At 35.7% G+C, this 20,639-nt stretch carries 21 protein-coding genes and 1 pseudogene; 3 read left to right on the top strand and 19 right to left on the bottom strand.

The features are described 5' to 3' along the window. Window positions 1-2: 2 nt before the first annotated feature. From CS063_RS18130 to mtaB, 6 genes and pseudogenes are all read right to left on the bottom strand, one after another. Window positions 3-1,674, bottom strand: a pseudogene (locus CS063_RS18130) (ribonuclease J). A gap of 20 nt (window positions 1,675-1,694) precedes the next feature. Next, window positions 1,695-2,141, bottom strand: a complete 447-nt coding sequence (locus tag CS063_RS05630) for a Fur family transcriptional regulator (RefSeq protein WP_099448711.1) — start codon at window positions 2,139-2,141, stop codon at window positions 1,695-1,697. A gap of 56 nt (window positions 2,142-2,197) precedes the next feature. Then, a complete protein-coding gene (locus tag CS063_RS05625) occupies window positions 2,198-2,443 on the bottom strand; it encodes a DUF1292 domain-containing protein (protein ID WP_099448710.1) in 246 nt (81 codons plus the stop codon). Window positions 2,444-2,469: 26 nt separating this feature from the next. Further along, complete coding sequence (ruvX, locus tag CS063_RS05620; RefSeq protein WP_099448709.1) at window positions 2,470-2,889, bottom strand: Holliday junction resolvase RuvX; 420 nt, start codon at window positions 2,887-2,889, stop codon at window positions 2,470-2,472. Window positions 2,890-2,937: 48 nt separating this feature from the next. Beyond that, on the bottom strand, window positions 2,938-3,189 hold the full coding sequence (locus CS063_RS05615; protein WP_330400979.1) for an IreB family regulatory phosphoprotein: 252 nt from the start codon (window positions 3,187-3,189) through the stop codon (window positions 2,938-2,940). Between the two features lie 91 nt (window positions 3,190-3,280). Continuing rightward, window positions 3,281-4,585: a tRNA (N(6)-L-threonylcarbamoyladenosine(37)-C(2))-methylthiotransferase MtaB gene (gene mtaB / locus CS063_RS05610; RefSeq protein WP_099448708.1), complete on the bottom strand. Its 1,305-nt coding sequence runs from the start codon at window positions 4,583-4,585 to the stop codon at window positions 3,281-3,283. A gap of 116 nt (window positions 4,586-4,701) precedes the next feature. Between mtaB and CS063_RS05605 the strand changes: the two genes are divergently transcribed. After that, window positions 4,702-4,935 (top strand): HPr family phosphocarrier protein, encoded by a 234-nt coding sequence (locus tag CS063_RS05605; RefSeq protein ID WP_099448707.1) that lies wholly within the window; start codon window positions 4,702-4,704, stop codon window positions 4,933-4,935. A 35-nt stretch (window positions 4,936-4,970) separates the two neighbouring features. Here CS063_RS05605 and thiI read toward each other — a convergent pair whose 3' ends face one another. Genes thiI through prmA form a run of 5 tightly spaced genes read right to left on the bottom strand, consistent with a single transcriptional unit; the run spans window position 4,971 to window position 9,476 of the window. Further along, complete coding sequence (gene thiI / locus CS063_RS05600) at window positions 4,971-6,149, bottom strand: tRNA uracil 4-sulfurtransferase ThiI (RefSeq protein WP_099448706.1); 1,179 nt, start codon at window positions 6,147-6,149, stop codon at window positions 4,971-4,973. After that, window positions 6,146-7,318, bottom strand: coding sequence for a cysteine desulfurase family protein (locus CS063_RS05595; RefSeq protein WP_099448729.1), 1,173 nt, complete (start codon window positions 7,316-7,318; stop codon window positions 6,146-6,148). The genes thiI and CS063_RS05595 overlap by 4 nt, the downstream gene beginning before the upstream one ends. A gap of 56 nt (window positions 7,319-7,374) precedes the next feature. After that, window positions 7,375-7,743 (bottom strand): response regulator, encoded by a 369-nt coding sequence (locus CS063_RS05590; RefSeq protein WP_099448705.1) that lies wholly within the window; start codon window positions 7,741-7,743, stop codon window positions 7,375-7,377. Between the two features lie 3 nt (window positions 7,744-7,746). Then, complete coding sequence (locus tag CS063_RS05585; RefSeq protein ID WP_099448704.1) at window positions 7,747-8,487, bottom strand: RsmE family RNA methyltransferase; 741 nt, start codon at window positions 8,485-8,487, stop codon at window positions 7,747-7,749. 14 nt (window positions 8,488-8,501) lie between these two features. Then, entirely contained in the window at window positions 8,502-9,476 is a 975-nt protein-coding gene (prmA, locus tag CS063_RS05580) for a 50S ribosomal protein L11 methyltransferase (protein ID WP_099448703.1), read from the bottom strand. 189 nt (window positions 9,477-9,665) lie between these two features. Here prmA and CS063_RS05575 point away from each other — a divergent pair, with 189 nt between their 5' ends. Then, a complete protein-coding gene (locus CS063_RS05575; RefSeq protein ID WP_099448702.1) occupies window positions 9,666-9,905 on the top strand; it encodes a hypothetical protein in 240 nt (79 codons plus the stop codon). Window positions 9,906-9,962: 57 nt separating this feature from the next. Here CS063_RS05575 and dnaJ read toward each other — a convergent pair whose 3' ends face one another. The 8 genes from dnaJ to gpr form a co-directional block, all read right to left on the bottom strand. Continuing rightward, a complete protein-coding gene (gene dnaJ / locus CS063_RS05570) occupies window positions 9,963-11,099 on the bottom strand; it encodes a molecular chaperone DnaJ (protein ID WP_099448728.1) in 1,137 nt (378 codons plus the stop codon). A gap of 132 nt (window positions 11,100-11,231) precedes the next feature. Continuing rightward, window positions 11,232-13,076, bottom strand: a complete 1,845-nt coding sequence (gene dnaK, locus CS063_RS05565) for a molecular chaperone DnaK (protein WP_099448701.1) — start codon at window positions 13,074-13,076, stop codon at window positions 11,232-11,234. An 18-nt stretch (window positions 13,077-13,094) separates the two neighbouring features. Further along, complete coding sequence (gene grpE / locus CS063_RS05560) at window positions 13,095-13,658, bottom strand: nucleotide exchange factor GrpE (RefSeq protein WP_099448700.1); 564 nt, start codon at window positions 13,656-13,658, stop codon at window positions 13,095-13,097. A gap of 13 nt (window positions 13,659-13,671) precedes the next feature. Beyond that, window positions 13,672-14,709, bottom strand: a complete 1,038-nt coding sequence (gene hrcA / locus CS063_RS05555) for a heat-inducible transcriptional repressor HrcA (protein WP_099448699.1) — start codon at window positions 14,707-14,709, stop codon at window positions 13,672-13,674. A 113-nt stretch (window positions 14,710-14,822) separates the two neighbouring features. Continuing rightward, window positions 14,823-15,953 (bottom strand): radical SAM family heme chaperone HemW, encoded by a 1,131-nt coding sequence (hemW, locus tag CS063_RS05550; protein WP_099448698.1) that lies wholly within the window; start codon window positions 15,951-15,953, stop codon window positions 14,823-14,825. 9 nt (window positions 15,954-15,962) lie between these two features. Further along, entirely contained in the window at window positions 15,963-17,774 is a 1,812-nt protein-coding gene (gene lepA, locus CS063_RS05545) for a translation elongation factor 4 (protein WP_099448697.1), read from the bottom strand. 63 nt (window positions 17,775-17,837) lie between these two features. Beyond that, window positions 17,838-19,025, bottom strand: coding sequence for a stage II sporulation protein P (locus CS063_RS05540; RefSeq protein WP_099448696.1), 1,188 nt, complete (start codon window positions 19,023-19,025; stop codon window positions 17,838-17,840). Window positions 19,026-19,080: 55 nt separating this feature from the next. After that, entirely contained in the window at window positions 19,081-20,094 is a 1,014-nt protein-coding gene (gpr, locus tag CS063_RS05535) for a GPR endopeptidase (RefSeq protein ID WP_099448695.1), read from the bottom strand. A 204-nt stretch (window positions 20,095-20,298) separates the two neighbouring features. Between gpr and rpsT the strand changes: the two genes are divergently transcribed. Then, on the top strand, window positions 20,299-20,562 hold the full coding sequence (rpsT, locus tag CS063_RS05530; protein WP_099448694.1) for a 30S ribosomal protein S20: 264 nt from the start codon (window positions 20,299-20,301) through the stop codon (window positions 20,560-20,562). Window positions 20,563-20,639: the final 77 nt, after the last annotated feature.

The raw sequence follows: 20,639 nt of genomic DNA, 5'->3' as shown, positions 1-20,639 counted from the left end.
AACTAAACCTCCATAATAATGGGTAAAATCATTGGACTACGCTTTGTTTTTTGCCATACAAATTCACGCAAATCATCTTTAACAATGGTTTTAATTTGTGACCACTCTACAATGTGCTTTTGCTCACATCGCTCTAATGCTTTACGGACTATTGCTTTAGCTTCTTCCATTAGATTTTCTGCTTCTCGTACATAGACGAAACCACGTGAAATAATATCTGGTCCTGCTACTACAAAACCCGATTCTTTTTCTAATGTCATTACGACAATAAGGAGACCATCTTGTGAAAGATGTTTACGATCACGAAGTACAATATTTCCTACATCACCTACGCCTAACCCATCTACAAGGACTTGACCTGATGAAACGGTTCCTGCCATTTTACAGGTATCCTGTGTAAGTTCAGCTACTTCTCCAATAGATAAGATTTGAATATTATTACGTTTCATACCTAGTTCCATAGCTAACTCTGCATGCTTTTGTAAATGACGGTATTCACCATGTACGGGGATAAAAAATTTAGGTTTAACAAGTGCATGAAGAAGCTTTAGTTCCTCTTGTGCTGCATGACCTGAAACATGTGTATCTTCACGAATAACATTTGCCCCTTTTTTTGCCAATTCATTAACTATTTTTGAAACAGTCTTCTCATTTCCAGGTATAGGTGTTGAACTTAAAACAACTACATCACCGGGCTTGATTTCAATTTGTTTATGTTCAGAAGCAGCCATACGTGAAAGAGCAGCCATAGGCTCTCCTTGACTCCCTGTCATAATAATAACAATTTCCTCATCCTTAAAACGCTTTACTTCATTTACATCTATCAAAATCTTTTCAGGAATGGATAAGTAACCTAATTCACTTGCTGTCTTTACTACATTACTCATGCTACGTCCAATAACTGCTACTTTACGCTTAAACTTATCCGCTGCATTAATAATTTGCTGTACACGGTCTACATTAGATGCAAAGGTAGCAACCATGATACGCTTATCTTGATGATTCGTAAAAACATCTTCAAATTTTTGACCTACCATTTTTTCAGATTGAGTAAAACCTGGACGCTCTACATTGGTGCTATCTGCCATTAAAGCTAAAACTTTTTTTTCGTCCTAGCTCTGCTAAACGATGCAAATCAAGAGTTGCACCGCTAATAGGTGTATAATCTACTTTAAAATCCCCTGAATGAATAAGAACACCCATAGGCGTCCCAATAGCTAACATTACGGCATCTGCAATACTATGATTGGAGCGAATAAACTCTACTTTAAAATGTTTTCCTAAAGCAATCGTTTCTCCTGGACTGACATTGATGCGCTCTGTAGAACGTAATAAATTATGCTCTCTCAATTTGTTTTCAACTAAACCAAGAGTTAACTTAGTACCATAAAGTGGGACATTTAACTCTTGTAAAATATAAGGTAACCCCCCAATATGATCCTCATGCCCATGAGTGAGAACAATTCCCCTTACCTTTTGACTATTTTTCACCAAATACGTAATATCTGGTATAACTAAATCGATCCCCAACATTTCATCCTCTGGAAAAGCTAAGCCACAATCAACGACGAAAATATCTTCTTCATATTCAAATACCGTCATGTTTTTTCCAATTTCCCCAAGTCCTCCCAGTGGAATGATGCGCAATTTGCTCTTTGTTTTTTTGGGTACCAAAACTACACCTCCATACTTAACTACTTTCCTCTTTTTTTATTTAGACATTCTTCACACTGCCCATAAAACATCAGATGATGGTCTTGTATTTTAAAATGATATTTGCGCTCAATTTCTGACTCGATTTCTTCTAATAAGTCATTCTCTACTTCAAATACTTTATTACATTTTTCACAAATCAAATGATGATGATGGTGAATCTCTTCTTCTGAGGCAAGCTCAAAGCGACTGCAACCATCATCAAAATTTAGCCGATCGATAATATGCATCTCTTCAAATAATTGAACTGTACGATAAACAGTTGCTAATCCTATTTCAGGATAATTCTCTTTTACCTTCTCATAAAGTTCTTCTGTCGATAAGTGTTCACCTGAATGCTTAATGAGTATGTCTAGTACACTTCGTCGCTGTAAAGTTAGTTTACAGCCTTTTTCTTTGAGTCGTTCTTTAAATGCTGTAACGTCCAACTATTTTTCGCTCCTTATCTATAAAATTTTTCATATTCCCTTAAAGGAAATAGTATTTAAACTTCAATATCGTATTCTTCACTACTCATAAATTCTACAGCTACTCTTTTAAATTCATCTTCTTCTTCCACTAAGACATAGTCTATCTCATCGTCTTTTTCCTCTACCTGTTTTAGGATAGTAGCCACATCTTCTTCATCAACTACTAAAAGGTACTTCGTTCCTTCTAAAACAGCTTCATCCATTACTTCAAAAAGTATTTCTTCTTTTGTCTCTTCATCTACAAATTTAATTTTTTCCATAAAATATCCTCTCTCATTTCTACAACTTAACGTTTTGCATCTAAATAATTTTGTAAAATAATTGTTGCAGCTAATTTATCTATGACATTTTTTCTTTTTTTACGGCTCATGTCTGCATCGATCAATACATTTTCTGCCGCAACCGTACTTAAACGCTCGTCCCAGGTTACTACAGGGATTTTGAGTCTATTTTCTAACTTCTCTTTAAACAAAAGTGTCTTTTCACCTCTTTCACCTAATGTATTATTCATATTTTTAGGAAGTCCAAGAACAATGCTATCTACTTTATAACTTTGACATAACTCGCTAATACGGTTAAGAGTCGGTTTAATATTGGCTTCATCTTGTCTTCTTATAATTTCTAAACCTTGAGCGGTCCACCCTAAAGGATCACTAATCGCCACACCTGTTGTCTTGCTTCCATAATCAAGCCCTAAAATACGCACAAAATACCTCCTAAAAAAAGCTGCAGAACACTATCCTGCAGCCCACTTTTATTGTTTTAAATAGCAAGTCACAAGCTCTTCAAGAATCTCATCTCTTTCTAGCTTACGAATCTTATTTCTTGCACCATTATGACTGGTAATATAAGTTGGGTCTCCTGACATAATATAACCTACAATTTGATTAATAGGGTTGTATCCTTTTTCTTTAAGAGATGTATACACATCTGTAAGTACTTCACGAGTTGAAGCCTTTTCTAAATTCTCTAAATGAAATTGCATTGTTTCATTCATATTTTCCATTATAATCACCTTCCAATACTTACACCTTATATCTCTTAGTATACCATAATATTGAAAAAAACTATAGATAATTACCAAAAATATAAAATGTTTATTTCAATATCAACTGTCCTAATAACTCATCCTCTTTTATACCTGTAATGCGTACATGTTGTAGGGTATTTTCAATATTGCTTTCACTCTCTACATACACTTTTAAATAATTACTGGTAAAGCCAGTAAAGCCTTCTTTGTGTGAATTCTCAAAAAGAACTTCCACCTCTTTGCCTATATGCTGCTTCATAAATGCTTGGTGAAGCTCTTTTTCTATTTGGCTTAACCTTTTAGTTCGCTCTTCTTTTACTTCTGGTGTTATTTGATTAGGCATTTGCGCTGCAGGTGTTCCTTCTCTTTGTGAATAAGGGAAAATGTGGATCTGAGCAAGTTCAGCCTTTTTCACAAAATGAAGAGTTTCCTCAAACTCTTCTTCTGTTTCACCTGGAAATCCTACAATGACATCTGTTGTGATGGCTACATCTGGCCAAACATGGCGTAATTGCTCTACACTTTTTAGGTAATCTGCTGAAGTATACTTACGTTTCATGCGCTTAAGTACTGTATCACTTCCACTTTGTAAAGAAAGATGAAAATGTCTACATAGCTTAGGTAACTCTTTTAGCACTTCTAAAAAAGCATCTGTTACAACACCTGGCTCTATAGAACTCATTCGTATTCGTTCTATACCTTCTATCTCATGTACTTTCTGAAGTAATTGAACAAGATCTGTATTACCTAAATCTTTCCCATAGGAAGCCACATGTATTCCTGTTAACACAATTTCTTTATAACCTAAGTCTGCTAGCCGCTTTGTTTCATCTAGTACACTCTTTTCTTTACGACTCCTAATCTTACCTCTTACATAAGGAATGATACAATACGTACAGTAATTATTACACCCCTCTTGGATTTTAATATAAACACGTGTTCTTTCTCCACGTTCTGAAATTTGCATCTCTTCAAACTCCTCAACAGCCATAATATCTGACACCAGATTAGTAGGAGTATTTTCATGACTTTCAAATTCTTGAACCAGGTGGACAATTTCACTGCGACGATTGGTTCCTACAATAATGTCAATTTCTTCTACTTGTTCTTTAATTGTCTCTCCTGCTATCTGTGCATAACATCCCATTGCAACTAAAATACTTTCCGGATTGATACGCTTGGTTTTACGAAGCATTTGACGACATTTTCTATCACTTAAGTGCGTAACCGTACAAGTGTTTACCACATAAACATGGGCATACTCTTCAAAAGGTACAACCTCATAACCTGCACGTTTAAAATCTTCTAACACTGCTTCTGTATCATACTGATTCACTTTACATCCTAGTGTGTAAAACGCTATTTTTCTCATATTTTCACCTCTTTTATATTGACATCCCCTGACTTAAACTATATGATACTCTTAAATAAGATGCTAAGTAATTGTCTTAATGACAGAACCATCATATATTCTTAAGGAGGTCACCTATGCAATCACTTTATATTTCACTTAATTCTATTGAAAAAGTTAAACAATTTGTTAATCTCATCAATTTATATGAAGGCGATTTTGATTTATCCTCTGGGCGTTATATCATTGATGCTAAATCAATTATGGGTATTTTTAGTCTTGATTTAAGTAAACCGCTTCGCTTGGATATTTATAATAATCCTGAAGAAGATGAGATTGTTTCTAAGTTACAAGTCTTTTTAAGTGAATAATGAAAAGTTATAAAAGTCCACTAAGTGGACTTTTATTATGCTTGTACAATCTCCATTTCACTTATTGCTTTTAACATCATTTCTTCAATAATATCATCTAATAAACGTTCTGAACGCTCAATGCTCTCAAGCTTTGGTTTTGTTTCAGGGTGTTTGGGTACAAAGATGGTACAACAATCCTCATAAGGCAAAATAGAGGTTTCAAATGTATCAATCTTCTTAGAAATTTGAACAATCTCTTCTTTATCAAACCCGATAAGGGGTCTAAAAACAGGCATTTCAACCACATTATCTGTTACCACTAAACTTTGAAGTGTTTGGCTAGCCACCTGTCCAATACTTTCTCCTGTAATCAGTGCCATATTCCCATTCATACGTGCAATACGTTCTGCAATACGCATCATAATACGACGCATAATCAGTGTAAGCTGCTCATGGGGACATTTTTCATAAATAGCCATTTGGATTTCCGTAAAAGGTACAACATGAACGCGTATACCTCCTGTGTACTCAGCCACCTTTTTAGCTAAATCTACCACCTTTTCTTTTGCTCTTTCACTCGTATAAGGAGGGCTATGGAAGTAAACCGCATCTATTTCTACCCCACGCTTAGCTACCATCCAACCTGCAACAGGGCTATCAATTCCACCAGATAAGAGTAAAGAAGCTTTTCCATTAGTACCATAAGGCATACCACCTGCACCTTTATAGGTGGTAGAATACACATACGTATGTGTACGTAGCTCGATCATCAATAAAACTTCAGGATGATGTACGTCTACTTTTACTTTACCTTCTAATTCATTTAAAAGATATTCACCTATTTGTGCATTTACTTCCATAGATTGTAAAGGAAAACGCTTATCTGAACGACGGGTTTCTACTTTAAAACTAATAACTCCCTCTTGACATTTTTCCTTCATATGATGAAGTGCTAAACGTTTGATTGCTTCCATTGAAACTTCTTCTTCTTTTGTTCCATAAGCTACACCTATAATCCCAAAGATGCGCGTCAGCTTATCTATTACTAAATCCTTATCAACTTCTTCTTCCATGGGCTCTACAAGAATACGTCCTTGTTCTTTACGAACGATAAACTGACCAAGTCCCTTCATATTCTTGCGAATAGTATCTACTAACCGATTTTCAAATAGATATCTATTTTTTCCTTTTATGGCAATTTCGCCATATTTAATCAAAAACACATTGTTCACTTTTTATTTCCTCCTAATGTATATCTTCTTAATAAAGCTACCTGTTCCATAAGAATCTGAATGACTTCATCTAATTCCTTAAAGGTCGTATCATGTGAAAAGGAAAAACGCAGGGCACTATCTAGATGTCCAGCTGTTTTCCCAATGGCTACCAATGTTCCACTACTTGCCTTTTTGTGAGAGGAGCAAGCCGATCCAGATGAAACGTAAACTCCTTTTTGTTCTAGCGCATGAAGTAAGACCTCTGCTCGTATATTTTCAAAACTGATGTTCAGAATATGCGGTGCGCCTTCTTCAATAGTGGGTCCATTTATAAAGGTGTCGGGAATAGCATTTAAAATGCCTTCTGCTAGATATTTCTTACAGGCTCTAAAATGAGGTATAATAGTCTTATCATGATCAGACATATACTTGCAAGCTTCATATAAACCCATAATACCAGGTACATTTTCAGTTCCTGAACGTATATTTTTTTGCTGCCCCCCTCCATATAATAAAGAACTCATGCGTATATTTTTATTTTTATACAAGAATCCAACTCCACGAGGTCCATAAAATTTGTGGGCACTAACTGACAAAAGGTCAATTTTCCCTTTTTTCACTTGAATAGGCAATTTCATAAAGGATTGTACGGCATCTACATGAAAAAGGATCTCTTTATTTTGAGCCTTAATAAGTTGTCCTAATAACTCTATGTCCTGCACGGTACCAATTTCATTGTTGACATGCATAATGCTCACAAGTAAAGTTTTATCATCTAATAGACTTTTTAGATGCTCTAGTTGTACATATCCCTGTTCATCTACCTTTACAAAGTGCACTTCAAAACTCTTTTTTTCTAATTCCTTAAAAACTTCTGTTACTGAAGGATGCTCTAAAGGTGTCGTAATAATTTTGTTTGCTCGCCTTTTATAGGCATCACATACACCCAATAAAGCCATATTATTACTTTCCGTTGCACCAGAAGTATAGATAATCTCCTCCGGTAAGCAGCCTAGTTTTTGTGAAAGAAAAGTACTTACTACCTTAATGCTATTTTCTGCTTCTATTCCTTTTTTATGCAACGAAGAGGGATTTCCATAAGTTTGGAGCATTGTTTCATATACTTTTTGAGCAACACATTCTAAAGGTTTTGTAGTTGCTGCATTATCTAAATAAATCTCATTCATGCCTTTTTCTCCCATCTAAAAATAAATAAAAAAGGAGGGCGCTATCCCCTCACTTTTTATCTATTCATAACATTATAAATAGCTTGTAACACACGCGTTTTTTCAAATGGTTTAACGATAAAGTCTTTGGCACCTTGTTTAATGGCCTCAACAACTTTTGAATGTTGTCCCATGGCTGAGCACATGATTATCTTGGTATTAGGGCTTACTTCTAATATTTTATCTATTGCTTGGATACCATCCATCTCTGGCATGGTAATATCGAGTGTTACGATATCAGGTTGTAACATTTTTGCCATCTCAATAGCTTGAAGTCCATTACCTGCTTCCCCTACCACATTAAAACCTGCTTCTGTTAACATTTTTTTAAGTACTGTTCGCATAAAGATTGCATCATCTACTACTAAAAAATTAACGCTTTCCATTCACTAAACACCACCTATCTCATACATAATATTCGCTAATACGACTAATCCGGCAGTCTCGCTTCGAAGAATGCGCTTGCCTAATGTCACAGGCACAATCCCCTTACTTGTAGCTTGTCTAATTTCTTCATCTGTAAAACCACCTTCTGGTCCAATGAAGACCCCCACTGATGCTAAAGGAGTCGTTTTTAAGTATGCCTTTAAAGAGTATTTATCTTCATTTTCAAAAGGAATACAAGCACCTTCTAAGTGGGTCTTGACATAATCAATTGCCTCTTTAAGAGAAAGAGGTCTTTCCACTTGTGGAACAATACCACGCTTACTTTGCTTAGCAGCACTTTCAGCGATTTTATTCCACCTATCTAATTTAGCTTGAAGCTTTTTATCAGATTCAATTTTAACGACACAACGTTCTGTCATTATAGGAATAATGGTAGTCACGCCGATTTCTACACCTTTTTGAATAACAAACTCCATTTTCTCACCTTTAACTAAGGATTGAAATAATACAGTTTTAACGAGTGGTTCTGTATCAGATGACTGTTTGTCAACAATTTTCGTATAAATAATAGTATCCTCTATCTTATTTATTATACACTTGTAGTCAATTCCTTGTCTATCGTTAATTAAAATTTCTTTTTGAATATCTAGACGTAAAACATTTTTAATATGATTCACGTCAGGGCCGATAATATGGATAGTATCCTCTTTGATTTGACACGGTTCTACAAAAAATTTAGCCATGTTCCCTTTCTCCTCTATTCCTCTTTTAAGACAGCTCCTAATGCTATCCAGTCATTTTTTTCTGTAAGGGTATGCACTTTAAAGCCTGCTGTTTCTAATGCACATTTCACTTCTTCTGCCCTTTCTCCAATAATACCGGAAGTAATAAGTTGCCCTCCTGGACGTAAGAAACCTTTTAAAAGCTCTTTCATAGCAATAATAACATCTGCCACAATATTAGCTAAAACAAGATCATATTGGCTGCCTAACTGAATAGTAAAATCATCATCTTCTAAGACATTACCACAATAGACTTGAAAAGTAGTTTCACTCATATGATTTTTTTGCAAGTTATCTCTTGCAATATCTGCTGAATTCTGGTCAATGTCTACCGCGGTCACTTCTTTAGCACCTAATAAAAGTGCAGCAATTGAAAGAATACCACTCCCACATCCCATATCTAAAACACGTTGTCCTTTTATCTCTAATTTTTCTAATTGCTCCATGCAAAGCTGTGTTGAATAATGCTGTCCCGTTCCAAAGCTTGAATTAGGGTCAATCTCAAGGATATAACGCTCTGTAACCTTCTCATACTTCTCCCATGAAGGCTTAATCACAAAATGTTTACCTACTTCAAAAGGCTTAAAATATTTTTTCCAGTTATTTGCCCAATCTTCTTCATTAATATTACCAAGTTCTAATCTCAAATCCCCATATAAGCCCTCTATATCTTCATTTTTAAGACGTGTAAGCGTATTTTTAAGCTCAATAAGCGTTTCGTTTCCTTGCATATTATCAGCTAAATAAATTTTTATACTTGTGGGACAATCTTTAAGTTTTTCCATTTCCTCATCCATATAATCCCACGTAGTTCCTTGCAATGTTAAAAATTCATCATAATCATCAGGATCTTGGATCACAAACCCTGTTACACCTAATTGTAAAAGTAACCCTGTTACAACCTCTAAACCTTGTTTCGAGGTATAAATTGTCGTTTCTAACCAGTTCATCGTTTCATCTCCAAATTTTAGTATCTTCTTTATTATAGGTCAACCACTCCTTTTATTCAAGCATCTATCCCTTTCTTAAAACTCTTCTTAAATTTCAAAAATTTTATTTATATGATTTAAATTTCATCTTTTTTGGTGTATGATAAGGAGTGTTAAGTGTATTTTATATTATGGGAAGGAGGTATCGTCATGTCAATGGGAGGTAATAACGCTCTATATATTGTGCAAATAATATTATCTTATGCTAATATTATTGTAACCACTCTATTCCCTATCGTTGGAATCTATTTTCTTCTCGGACCTGGTGGCAAACTCGTTAAAGCTACAATTGCTTATCTAAATGAACAAACAGCTTCAAAACAATCTGTTTGCACGACTGAATCTACTCTAGCTTCATCTGCTGAGGAAGAAAATAAGAATGAAGAATAGGATTGATAAAAAGAGCTAGTTTCCTTTTGGGACTAGCTCTTTTTATCAATCCTATCTTTATTTCTTAAAACGATTTTTCCACGATTTACGTGTCCCCTCATTACCTTCTCCACTTTCTCCACTCTCAGCTTCAAATTCGCGTAGCAAAGTTTTTTGTTTTTCACTGAGGTTTTTAGGAACTGTAATAAAAACTTCTACATATTGATCACCACGGTATTTTTTATTACGAATATTAGGAATTCCTTTGCCTTGTAATCTAAAAACACTTCCGGTAGCTGTACCAGGTTGAATACTAAACTTAGCACTACCATCCAAAGTTGGAATAGAAAGTTCATCTCCAAGAGCTGCCTGCGCAAAAGAAATGGGCATCTTCATATAAACATCATTACCACGACGTTCGAAAGTAGCATGAGGTTTTACAGAAACGGTTACTAATAAGTCACCATTTTGTGCTCCTACATCTCCTACTTCTCCTTTACCTGAAACACGTAAAGTCTGTCCGTGGTCAATACCTGCTGGAATAGTAATAGTTACTTTTTTAGTTGTCCTTATCTTACCTTGACCGTGACAAGCTTGACAAGGTTCTTTAATAATCTTACCTTGACCATGACAAGCATCACATGTTTGAACACTTTGCATAGCTCCCAAAATAGTACGTTGTGTTACACGAATTTGACCACTACCCCCACATTTGCTACAGGTTGTTGTACTGGTACCTGGCTTAGCCTTTGAACCGTTACAAGTGCTACAGGTTTCAGACGTATTAATAGTTATTTCTTTTTCGCACCCAAAAGCTGCTTCTTCAAAAGAAATTTGAATAGTTTGACGAATATCTGCACCTGGCATTGGACCACGTTGTCTTTGGCGACCTCCTCCAAAAATATCACCAAATACACTTCCAAAAATATCATTCATATCAAATTCTGCACCAAAACCACCACCAAAGCCACCAGCACCACCACCCATTTGGTCAAAGGCGCTATGTCCATAGCGGTCATATGCTGCACGTTTATCTGTATCACTTAAAACCTCATAGGCTTCTGTCACTTCTTTAAACTTAATTTCTGCTTCTTTATTGTCTGGATTGGCATCCGGATGATATTTTTTTGCTAATTTTCGATAAGCTTTTTTTATGTCTGCATCACTAGAAGATTTATCAACTCCTAAGACTTCATAATAATCTCTTTTATCCACGCTTTTCACCACCACAATCCTTCTTTATTTATTTCTCATTGTTCTATCTTACACCATTTATAAGAAGAATACAATTTTCAAGACAGAAACAGTCAAAGAGAGAGTTCTCTTTGACTGTTTGCCTAGGGCTATTTATTCTTCTTTAAAATCGGCATCAATGACGTCATCATTTTGAGCACCACCGGTTGCCCCAGCATTCATATCAGCACCTTGCATATCAGGAGCTGCTTGGCTATACAATTTCTCAGATACAGCATAGAAAGCTTGTGTAAGCTCTTCTTTAGCTGCTTTAAGTTCTTCTACCTGTGCATCAGTCATCGCACCTACTACTGCTTTATCATTCAGTTCTTTAAGTTTTGTTAAGCTTGCTTCGATTTTTGCTTTATCTTCTGCCTGAAGCTTATCTTCCATATCTTTCATCATTTTTTCAGTTTGGAATACCATACTATCCGCTTCATTTTTTACATCAATAGCTTCTTTACGTTTCTTATCTGCTTCTGCAAATTGCTCTGCTTCTTTTACAGCTTTATTAATTTCATCATCACTTAAGTTTGTACTTGCTGTAATGGTAATATGTTGTTCTTTACCTGTACCTAAGTCTTTAGCAGATACTTTAACGATACCATTCGCATCAATATCAAAGGTTACTTCGATTTGTGGTACCCCACGAGGAGCTGGCATGATACCATCTAATTTAAAGTTACCAAGGGTTTTATTGTCATTTGCCATTGGTCTTTCACCTTGAACAACATGGATATCAACGGCTGGTTGATTATCTGCTGCTGTTGAGAAAACTTGTGATTTCTTAGTTGGAATCGTTGTATTTCTTGGAATAATAGCTGTTGCCACACCACCCATTGTTTCAATACCAAGTGTAAGAGGTGTAACGTCAAGAAGAAGGATATCTCCAGAACCTGCTTCACCAGAAAGCTTACCACCTTGGATAGCAGCTCCTACAGCTACACATTCATCTGGATTAATACCTCTAAATGGATCTTTACCTGTTAAACGTTTTACAGCATCTTGAACAGCTGGAATACGTGTAGAACCACCTACTAATAAAACTTTATCCAGTTCAGAAGCATTAATACCTGCATCACTAAGTGCTGTACGAACAGGTACCATTGTACGCTCTACAAGATCAGCTGTAAGCTCATCAAATTTAGCACGTGTAAGCGTTATATCTAAGCTTTGACCTCCTGCACAAATAAATGGGATAAGTATATTTGTACTTGTTTTTTGAGAAAGTTCTTTTTTAGCTGTTTCAGCTGCTTCTTTTAAGCGTTGCATAGCTACTTTATCTTGAGAAAGGTCAATGCCTTCTTGTTTGTTAAATTCTGCAACTAAGTAGTTAATAATTTTTTGATCAAAGTCATCTCCACCCAGGTGATTATCACCACTTGTTGCTAATACTTCAATAACACCGTCTCCAATATCAATAACAGAAACGTCAAAGGTACCACCACCAAGGTCATAAACCATGATTTTTTGTTCATGTTCATTATCTAATCCATAAGCAAGAGCTGCTGCTGTTGGTTCGTTAATAATACGTTTAACATCTAATCCTGCAATTTTACCTGCATCTTTAGTAGCTTGACGCTGACTATCTGTAAAGTAAGCAGGTACTGTAATAACAGCTTCCGTTACACTTTCACCTAGATATGCCTCTGCATCTGCCTTTAATTTTTGAAGGATAATAGCTGAAATCTCTTGTGGAGAAAAAGCTTTATCATCAATTTTCACACGGTAATCTGTTCCCATGTGTCTTTTAATAGAAATAACAGTTCTTTCATGATTCGTTACAGCTTGACGTTTTGCCACGTCACCTACTAGTCTTTCACCTGTTTTACTAAAACCTACCACTGAAGGAGTTGTACGGTTGCCATCTGCATTTACAATAACAACAGGTTTACCACCTTCCATAACTGATACACATGAGTTAGTTGTTCCTAAGTCAATACCTATAATTTTTCCCATAATTGTTTCCTCCTATCATTAATTAGCTACTTTTACCATACTATGTCTAACTACTTTTTCTTTATAGAGATATCCTTTTTGAAGTTCTTCTACAATGATATTTTCACCTACATTTTCATCTTCTATGTGAAAAACTGCATTGTGAAGATTTGGATTAAAAGTTTCATTTACTGCCGGAATAACTGTGACTTGTAAAGTTTCAAGAATACTCATCATTTGCTTGTAAATCATTGAAACACCATCAAAAAACTTCTTATCAGAACTTTCTACTTGAAGTGCTCTTTCAAAATTATCTACAAGTGGAAGTAACTCTTGAATAGTATTACCTACGGCAAAGTCATACATATCTTTTTTTTCCTTTTCACTACGTTTTCTGTAGTTATCAAACTCAGCCATTAAACGTTGTAGTCGTTCGAGATACTCGGCAGCTTTATCTTTGGGTTCTGATTCTATTTTTTCTTCTACTACCTCTGTTTCTTCTACTGTCTCAGCTTCTTCTGCATTTGACTTTGTTTCCTCCACCGATTCGACAGTAGATTCCTCCATCACTATGTCTTCTACTACTTCCTTATTCTCTTCCATTGTGCCACCCTTTCTATGAATCATTTAGTGAACTTAACATACTGGTAATATAATGTGAAACATATTCAAGCACTGAAACAACTTGCCCATAATCCATACGGGTAGGACCAATAATGCCAATGTTACCAAGCGTATAGGGTCCAATAGTATAACTCGTCGTAACAATGCTACAATCCTTCATTGGTGTAAAAATATTTTCTTCACCAATACGGATATTAACTTGGTTACTTGGACTATTATCCAGAAGTTCCATTAAATAAGGCTTCTCTTCTAAAAGCTTAAAGATTTCACGTGTTTTATCTTTATCAGTGAATTCTTGAAAATCTAAAATGTTCGTTGCACCACGAATAAAAACATCAGGAATAGCTTCTTCTTTTAAAATATGATGAATAGCACCTAAAATACTTTCGGCAATGCCACTATATTCCCTTAATTTTTCTTCTATGGAAAGTCTTATTTTATCTAAGCTAATCTCGCTTAAAGTTACACCTTTTAAGCTGTCATTTAAAATATTTGAAAGCACTGTACATAAATTCATATCTAGGGCTTTAGGTGTACGTAGGATATGATTTTTCACACTATTCGTATCTGTTACAATAACACACGCCACACTTCGTTCATCTACAGGTACAAGCTGTAAATGTTTAACCTTAGTTTGGCTCATTGTAGGTGTTGAAGCAATAGTTGCATAATTGGTAAGCATAGAAATCAGTTTCGCTGTCTCTTCGATAAGGGTGTCCATACGCGTTACCTTTTCTTTTATCATCTCTACAATTATTCGTTCCATTTCAGGCTGTAGGCGTGTTCTTTGCATCAGATTGTCTACATATAAGCGGTAACCTTTATCGGAAGGAATCCTTCCGGCGGAAGTGTGAGGTTGCATAATAAATCCAAGCTCTTCAAGATCAGCCATTTCATTACGAATGGTTGCAGAACTAATACCTAAATCATATTTCTTTGAAATGGTTCGTGAACCAACCGGATCACCCGTTTGTATATAATCACGAATGATAGCTTCTAGTATTCTCACTTTTCTTTCATTCATGTCCATATCATCACTTCCTTCCAGCTTGTTAGCACTCACCACTAACGAGTGCTAACTATAGATTAAAGATATCACTATTCTCGGCATCTGTCAATCCTTTCTTTAAATATTTTTTAAGATTATAAGAACGAACTAAACACCACATTACAGATATCCATACCGTAGTCAGATAAAAATAATCTATCTCTATTTTGAACCAACACCTTATAATCTATCCATTTTTTAAGCTGGGAAGGATAGACATTCCAAAGGTCTTGTCCAAATAGAGCTTTAAATTCCGAAAGTGAAATTCCTTCTGTCATACGAAGACCTAAAAACATAAACTCTTCCCTAGCCATTTCTAATGTAAGTGGTTCTATATCTACTCTTAGACTATTTAAATCACCTTTTAATGCCAAATAAGTATCTAAATTAGTTACATTATGGTAACGTGTTTCTTGAAATAAAGAATGCGCTCCAAGTCCTACACCGATATAAGGTTCACGACGCCAATAAAGGCTATTATGACGACTCGGTTTACCTGGCTTAGCCCAATTAGAAATTTCATATTGATGATAGCCTTGTTCCTTGAGGTAAGTTTTTGCCCAATGATACATTTGACGGTCTAATTGCTCGCTTACTTTTTCTAACTGACCTTTAGCTTCTAAATTACCAAAAGGTGTATCTGCTTCTATAATAAGAGCATATAGTGAAAGGTGGGAAAGTTCATAGCTCCCCACACAACGTACACTTTTCTTAAAACTTTCAAAGCTTTGACCTGGCAAGGCAAACATCAAATCTGTACTAATGTCACAGTCTGTTTCTTCTTTTAAAAAACACATACTCTCTTCCCACTGTTTAAAAGTATGAATACGTCCTAATTTTTTAAGAAGCTGATCATCAGTTGTTTGCAATCCCATACTTACTCGGTTGATAGGATGCGCATGAAATACTTTTGTCATCTCCTTAGATAACGTCCCTGGATTAGCTTCAATGGTCCATTCCACGTCCTCTTCTATTTGAAAATATTTTTCCACTGCTTCACAGATTTTATCCAATAAAAGGGGTGGAAGAACCGTAGGGGTCCCTCCACCAATAAAAACGGATTGCAGTGTATAAACTTTACCTAGTTTTTTACCTACTGCCTGTAACTCTGCAATTAAAGCTTCTACATAAGGTGCCTGCATATCTTGTCTGGGAAAAGAAAGGAAGTCACAATAGTAACATTTAGAGTGGCAAAATGGTATATGAATATACAGTCCTATTTTCATACAATCCCTCTATTCATCTAATTTAAGTACACTCATAAAGGCTTCTTGAGGTACTTCTACACTACCTACTTGACGCATACGCTTTTTACCTTCTTTTTGTTTCTCTAACAGTTTACGTTTACGCGAAATATCTCCACCGTAACATTTTGCAAGAACATCTTTACGCATAGCACTGATGGTTTCACGCGCAACAATCTTATTACCAATGGCTGCTTGAATAGGGATTTCAAACAGATGTTTTGGAATTTCTTTCTTAAGCTTTTCTGCAATCTTACGTCCTTTTTCTGCGGCATTGGATTCATGTACAATAAGAGAAAGGGCGTCTACTACTTCTTTATTAACTAAAATATCTAGTTTTACAAGTTTAGATTCTTGATAGCCTTTAAGTTCATAGTCAAAAGAAGCATAACCACGTGTTCTAGATTTTAAAGCATCAAAGAAGTCATAAATGATTTCATTAAGTGGTAAATCATAGGTTAGTACTGCACGTGTGGCCTCTAAATACTCCATACCATGATAGATACCACGTCTTTCTTGGCAAAGTTCCATAACAGCTCCCACATATTCAGAGGGCACAATAATTTTAGCACTCACCATCGGCTCTTCCATATAGGACATACTTGAAGGATCTGGTAAATTAGAAGGATTAGATAGTTCTATCATTTCACCATTCGTTTGATGTACACGATAGATAACATTAGGTGCTGTTGTTACAAGGTCTAGATTATACTCCCGTTCTAATCTTTCCTGAATAATTTCCATATGAAGAAGTCCTAAAAAACCACAGCGGAAACCAAAACCTAAAGCAATAGAAGTCTCTGGTTCAAATACAAGAGCAGCATCATTGAGTTGTAACTTTTCTAGGCTATCACGTAAATCTCCATACTTTGCACCATCTGCAGGATAAAGTCCACAATAAACCATAGGATTGACTTTTTTATAGCCTGGAAGAGGTTCTACTGCTGGATTATTGGCATCGGTTACTGTATCACCTACATGTGTATCTTTTACATTTTTAATACTGGCTGTAATATAGCCTACTTCACCTGCCATCAGTGTTTCACAAGGTCTAAATTGACCTGCCCCAAAAGTACCTGTTTCCACAACCTCAAACTCCGTTTTAGTAGCCATCATACGTATCTTCATACCCTTTTTAATTTTACCTTCCTTAATACGACAGAAGATAATAACCCCTTTGTAAGGATCATATAGAGAGTCAAATATAAGTGCTTTAAGTGGTGCATCCACATCCCCTTGTGGTGCTGGTACTGCTTTTACGATTTTTTCAAGAACAGCTTCAATGTTTAAGCCCGTTTTAGCTGAAATAAGAGGTGCATCACTTGCATCTAACCCTATAATGTCTTCAATTTCATGTTTTACTCGTTCAGGGTCTGCACTCGGTAAATCAATTTTATTGATAACAGGCATAATTTCCAAATCATGCTCAAGAGCTAAATATACATTAGCTAGGGTTTGTGCTTCGATACCTTGAGCCGCATCCACTACTAAAATAGCCCCCTCACAAGCAGCTAAGCTTCTAGATACTTCATAGTTAAAGTCTACATGACCAGGTGTATCTATGAGGTTAAAAATATATTCCTGTCCGTCTTGGGCCTTATAGACTAAACGTACAGATTGAGATTTAATCGTAATACCACGTTCACGTTCGAGATCCATATTATCTAGCACTTGAGCTTGCATTTCACGAGTAGTTAGTGTACCTGTCAGTTGAATAATACGGTCGGCTAACGTACTTTTACCATGATCAATATGTGCAATGATACAAAAATTTCTAATTTTATGTTGCATTGAAAGAGACATTATGCCCCTCCTTCTATCTTTTGTTAGTTTTCGCTCTATTATAGCATAGCCTTTCTTGAAGGTTCAATCTTTTTGCAGTACTTTTGCGATAATATTCGCCATAGGCTCTACTGCATTTAAAGCTTCCTCTCCTGTATTATTTTGATTACCTAGCTCAATAAGTGTGGATAGAGGCTTCATATGTAAACTATAGCGATACGGTTTAAAATAAATTTTTCGTGTTAAACCAGGATAATATTTATAAGCAATAGCTTGCATTTGGAAGGATAATGAAAGATTTTCAGGCAAATAAGGATTTTGTAAATCTTGCATAGGTACTAAATCTCCTGCCATATTACGATTCATACACACACCATTAAAATACATCCACTGAGCAGTGGGTTTGTCATTATATTGTTTAACAAATTTATAGTCACCATCTACCCCATCACGGTGTAAATCAATACACATTTGAATAGAGGGATAAGCCTTTAGAACCTTTTGAATAACAGGTTCCATAATTTCATAACATCCGGTTACATTTTCTGTTTCATCCTTATAAAAACTATCTGTAATATGCAAAGTTTCAATATCATAGCGTGCTTTTAATTCTTTTGCAAGAGCTTCTCCTACATCGACGACTGTTGTCCCACCAACGAATTTTTCCCGAGCATGTGTATGAAAAATGAGAATCTTTGGACCAGGTAAGTTCTCGTCTAATCGTAAGTCTCTTGTCATCAAATCATAAAAATCCCATTGCCTTAAAAAGTCAGCATCTATCTCTAGTACAGCTTCACCTGTTACAAAATTTTTAAGAAGGTAATAGGGATCTTTATAGTTTTCTATCTTTAAATCCTTTTGTGAAACAATTGGTAGTTGGGGTGCATAGTCACTTCCTTCCCTTTCTATATAGGGCAACTCTTGATCTTGCGGGAAGTAACCTGGTAAATCTTCAGTAAATAATCCATTGGTGTAGGTTTTTAACCTCAAACTAGGTAATACGCTTTGCACAAAAGTTAAAGGCTCTTTCCAATAAATGTGAGTTGCTTCATAAAACACTTGCTGAAAAAAGCCCGTATTTGCACACTTAAAACCATATGGCATAGCTTGGCTTACAAGTTGCCAACTTACCTCTTGCTTCTGAAATCCCTGTTCACCTGTTAAGCTCTTTAGAAATAGAAGTGCCAGCATACTGTAAAAAATAAGTTGCTTTATACCTATACCACTTTTTAGATGTTGCATTCTATAGGTTGTTTCTTCTTTTTGCCTCAATCCTGGCCCCCCTTTCACTCTTTACTAGTCTATAAACCTAGTCCACCATTTATGACTAATAGGTATATTTATTTATATCTTCTAAAGTAATACCGGGGTGGACAGCAATATTAATTGCATTAGCAATAATACTTGTTAGATACTCCATTACCTCATCAATGTCTTTAGGTGTTACAAATAAATCTGCTATTTCAGGAAAAATATTTTCACGAATTAATTGATACTTTTCTTGCTCTGTAAGTTCTTTAAGCATATCATAAAAAGGTGAATGTTCTGCTTCTTTTAACATACTTTGTAGCAAGGTATCAAACGTATCAGCAACTAATGTCGTCGTATCTACAACAGTTGGAACACCTATACCGATTACTGGACATCCCATAGACTCTTTATTAAGCTGTTTGCGACAGTTTCCTACACCTGCCCCAGGGGATATGCCTGTATCTGCAATTTGAATAGTCGAGTTGATACGTGAGGCACTACGAGCAGCTAAGGCATCAATGGCAATAATGCAATCGGGTTTTACATGTTCTGCTACCCCACTAATAATTTCAGCTGTTTCAATACCAGTTAGCCCCATTACCCCTGGTGCTAAACTACTTAATTTACACACTGACTCATCAATGGCATTAGGTACTTTGATGCTAAGATGGCGGGTAACGAGAACTTTATTAGCTACTTTAGGACCCAGTGTATCAGGTGTTGCAAAGCGATTACCTAGCCCAATTACTAAAACTTCTAAATATTTATTTTTCTTTTTAGGTAACACAGATTGGAGTGCTTCTGCTACTGCCTGAATAACAAAGTGATGGGCTTCAGGGTCATTTTCTTTAATAGTTGGACTTTCCACTGTAATATAATGTCCTTGAGGTTTACCCATTTGCTCTTCCCCTGTCTTATCTTTAATAATTACTTTTGTAACAGTAAGTCTATGCTCCTCATCTTGCTCAGTTTGCACATCTACACCTGGGATAACGTAATCTTCTTCTTTATTCGCTCTAAGCGTGTTACTAATCTCCAGTGCTAAATCAGTTCGAGGTGACCAATTGTCAAATTTTGTTTTTTTATTCATTCCAATTTCCTTCTTTCCTATTTGCGCACTCAAGGAGTAGCAGAGTTGTTATTTAAATTTTTTAGACTTTCTTTATGTATTTTTACCATAATTTTAGTCTGTATGCATTGACGAGATTCTATTCATACTATATACTGTAGAGTGTTGAAACCGTTCATAATTCCCCAAACCGTGTCCATAGAATATGAATGGAGGGACCATACAATGGCCAATATTAAATCAGCAAAAAAACGTATCCAAGTTATCGCAACAAAAACTGCTCGTAATCGTTCAATTCGTTCAGCAGTAAAAACTCAAATGAAAAAAGTTGTAGTGGCTGTAGAAGCTAACGATTTAACAGCAGCTAATGCAGCTTTAACAGTAGCTGTAAAAGCTATTGATAAAGCTTGTGCAAAAGGTGTTTATCATAAAAACACTGCTGCTCGTAAAAAATCTACACTTGCTCGTTTAGTAAAAACGATTGCATAAGGATGACGTTCCAACAAAAACCCCCTTTAGGAGTTAGACTCCTAAAGGGGGTTTTTGTCTCTTTTTAGGAAAAGCGA

Origin of the sequence: Sporanaerobium hydrogeniformans, assembly GCF_002735925.1 — a bacterium.
Classification (GTDB): Bacteria; Bacillota; Clostridia; order Lachnospirales; family Cellulosilyticaceae; genus Sporanaerobium; species Sporanaerobium hydrogeniformans.
This window is presented reverse-complemented; position numbering and strand designations above follow the sequence as displayed.

Coding starts and splice junctions, on each gene's coding strand:
- CS063_RS05590 (WP_099448705.1), bottom strand. CDS start 7,743: ATGGAAAGCGTTAATTTTTTAGTAGTAGATGATGCAATCTTTATGCGA.
- hemW (WP_099448698.1), bottom strand. CDS start 15,953: ATGAAAATAGGACTGTATATTCATATACCATTTTGCCACTCTAAATGT.
- prmA (WP_099448703.1), bottom strand. CDS start 9,476: ATGAACTGGTTAGAAACGACAATTTATACCTCGAAACAAGGTTTAGAG.
- lepA (WP_099448697.1), bottom strand. CDS start 17,774: ATGTCTCTTTCAATGCAACATAAAATTAGAAATTTTTGTATCATTGCA.
- CS063_RS05585 (WP_099448704.1), bottom strand. CDS start 8,487: ATGGCTAAATTTTTTGTAGAACCGTGTCAAATCAAAGAGGATACTATC.
- CS063_RS05595 (WP_099448729.1), bottom strand. CDS start 7,318: ATGAATGAGATTTATTTAGATAATGCAGCAACTACAAAACCTTTAGAA.
- CS063_RS05605 (WP_099448707.1), top strand. CDS start 4,702: ATGCAATCACTTTATATTTCACTTAATTCTATTGAAAAAGTTAAACAA.
- mtaB (WP_099448708.1), bottom strand. CDS start 4,585: ATGAGAAAAATAGCGTTTTACACACTAGGATGTAAAGTGAATCAGTAT.
- dnaK (WP_099448701.1), bottom strand. CDS start 13,076: ATGGGAAAAATTATAGGTATTGACTTAGGAACAACTAACTCATGTGTA.
- grpE (WP_099448700.1), bottom strand. CDS start 13,658: ATGGAAGAGAATAAGGAAGTAGTAGAAGACATAGTGATGGAGGAATCT.
- rpsT (WP_099448694.1), top strand. CDS start 20,299: ATGGCCAATATTAAATCAGCAAAAAAACGTATCCAAGTTATCGCAACA.
- CS063_RS05615 (WP_330400979.1), bottom strand. CDS start 3,189: ATGGAAAATATGAATGAAACAATGCAATTTCATTTAGAGAATTTAGAA.
- CS063_RS05575 (WP_099448702.1), top strand. CDS start 9,666: ATGTCAATGGGAGGTAATAACGCTCTATATATTGTGCAAATAATATTA.
- CS063_RS05625 (WP_099448710.1), bottom strand. CDS start 2,443: ATGGAAAAAATTAAATTTGTAGATGAAGAGACAAAAGAAGAAATACTT.
- hrcA (WP_099448699.1), bottom strand. CDS start 14,709: ATGGACATGAATGAAAGAAAAGTGAGAATACTAGAAGCTATCATTCGT.
- gpr (WP_099448695.1), bottom strand. CDS start 20,094: ATGAATAAAAAAACAAAATTTGACAATTGGTCACCTCGAACTGATTTA.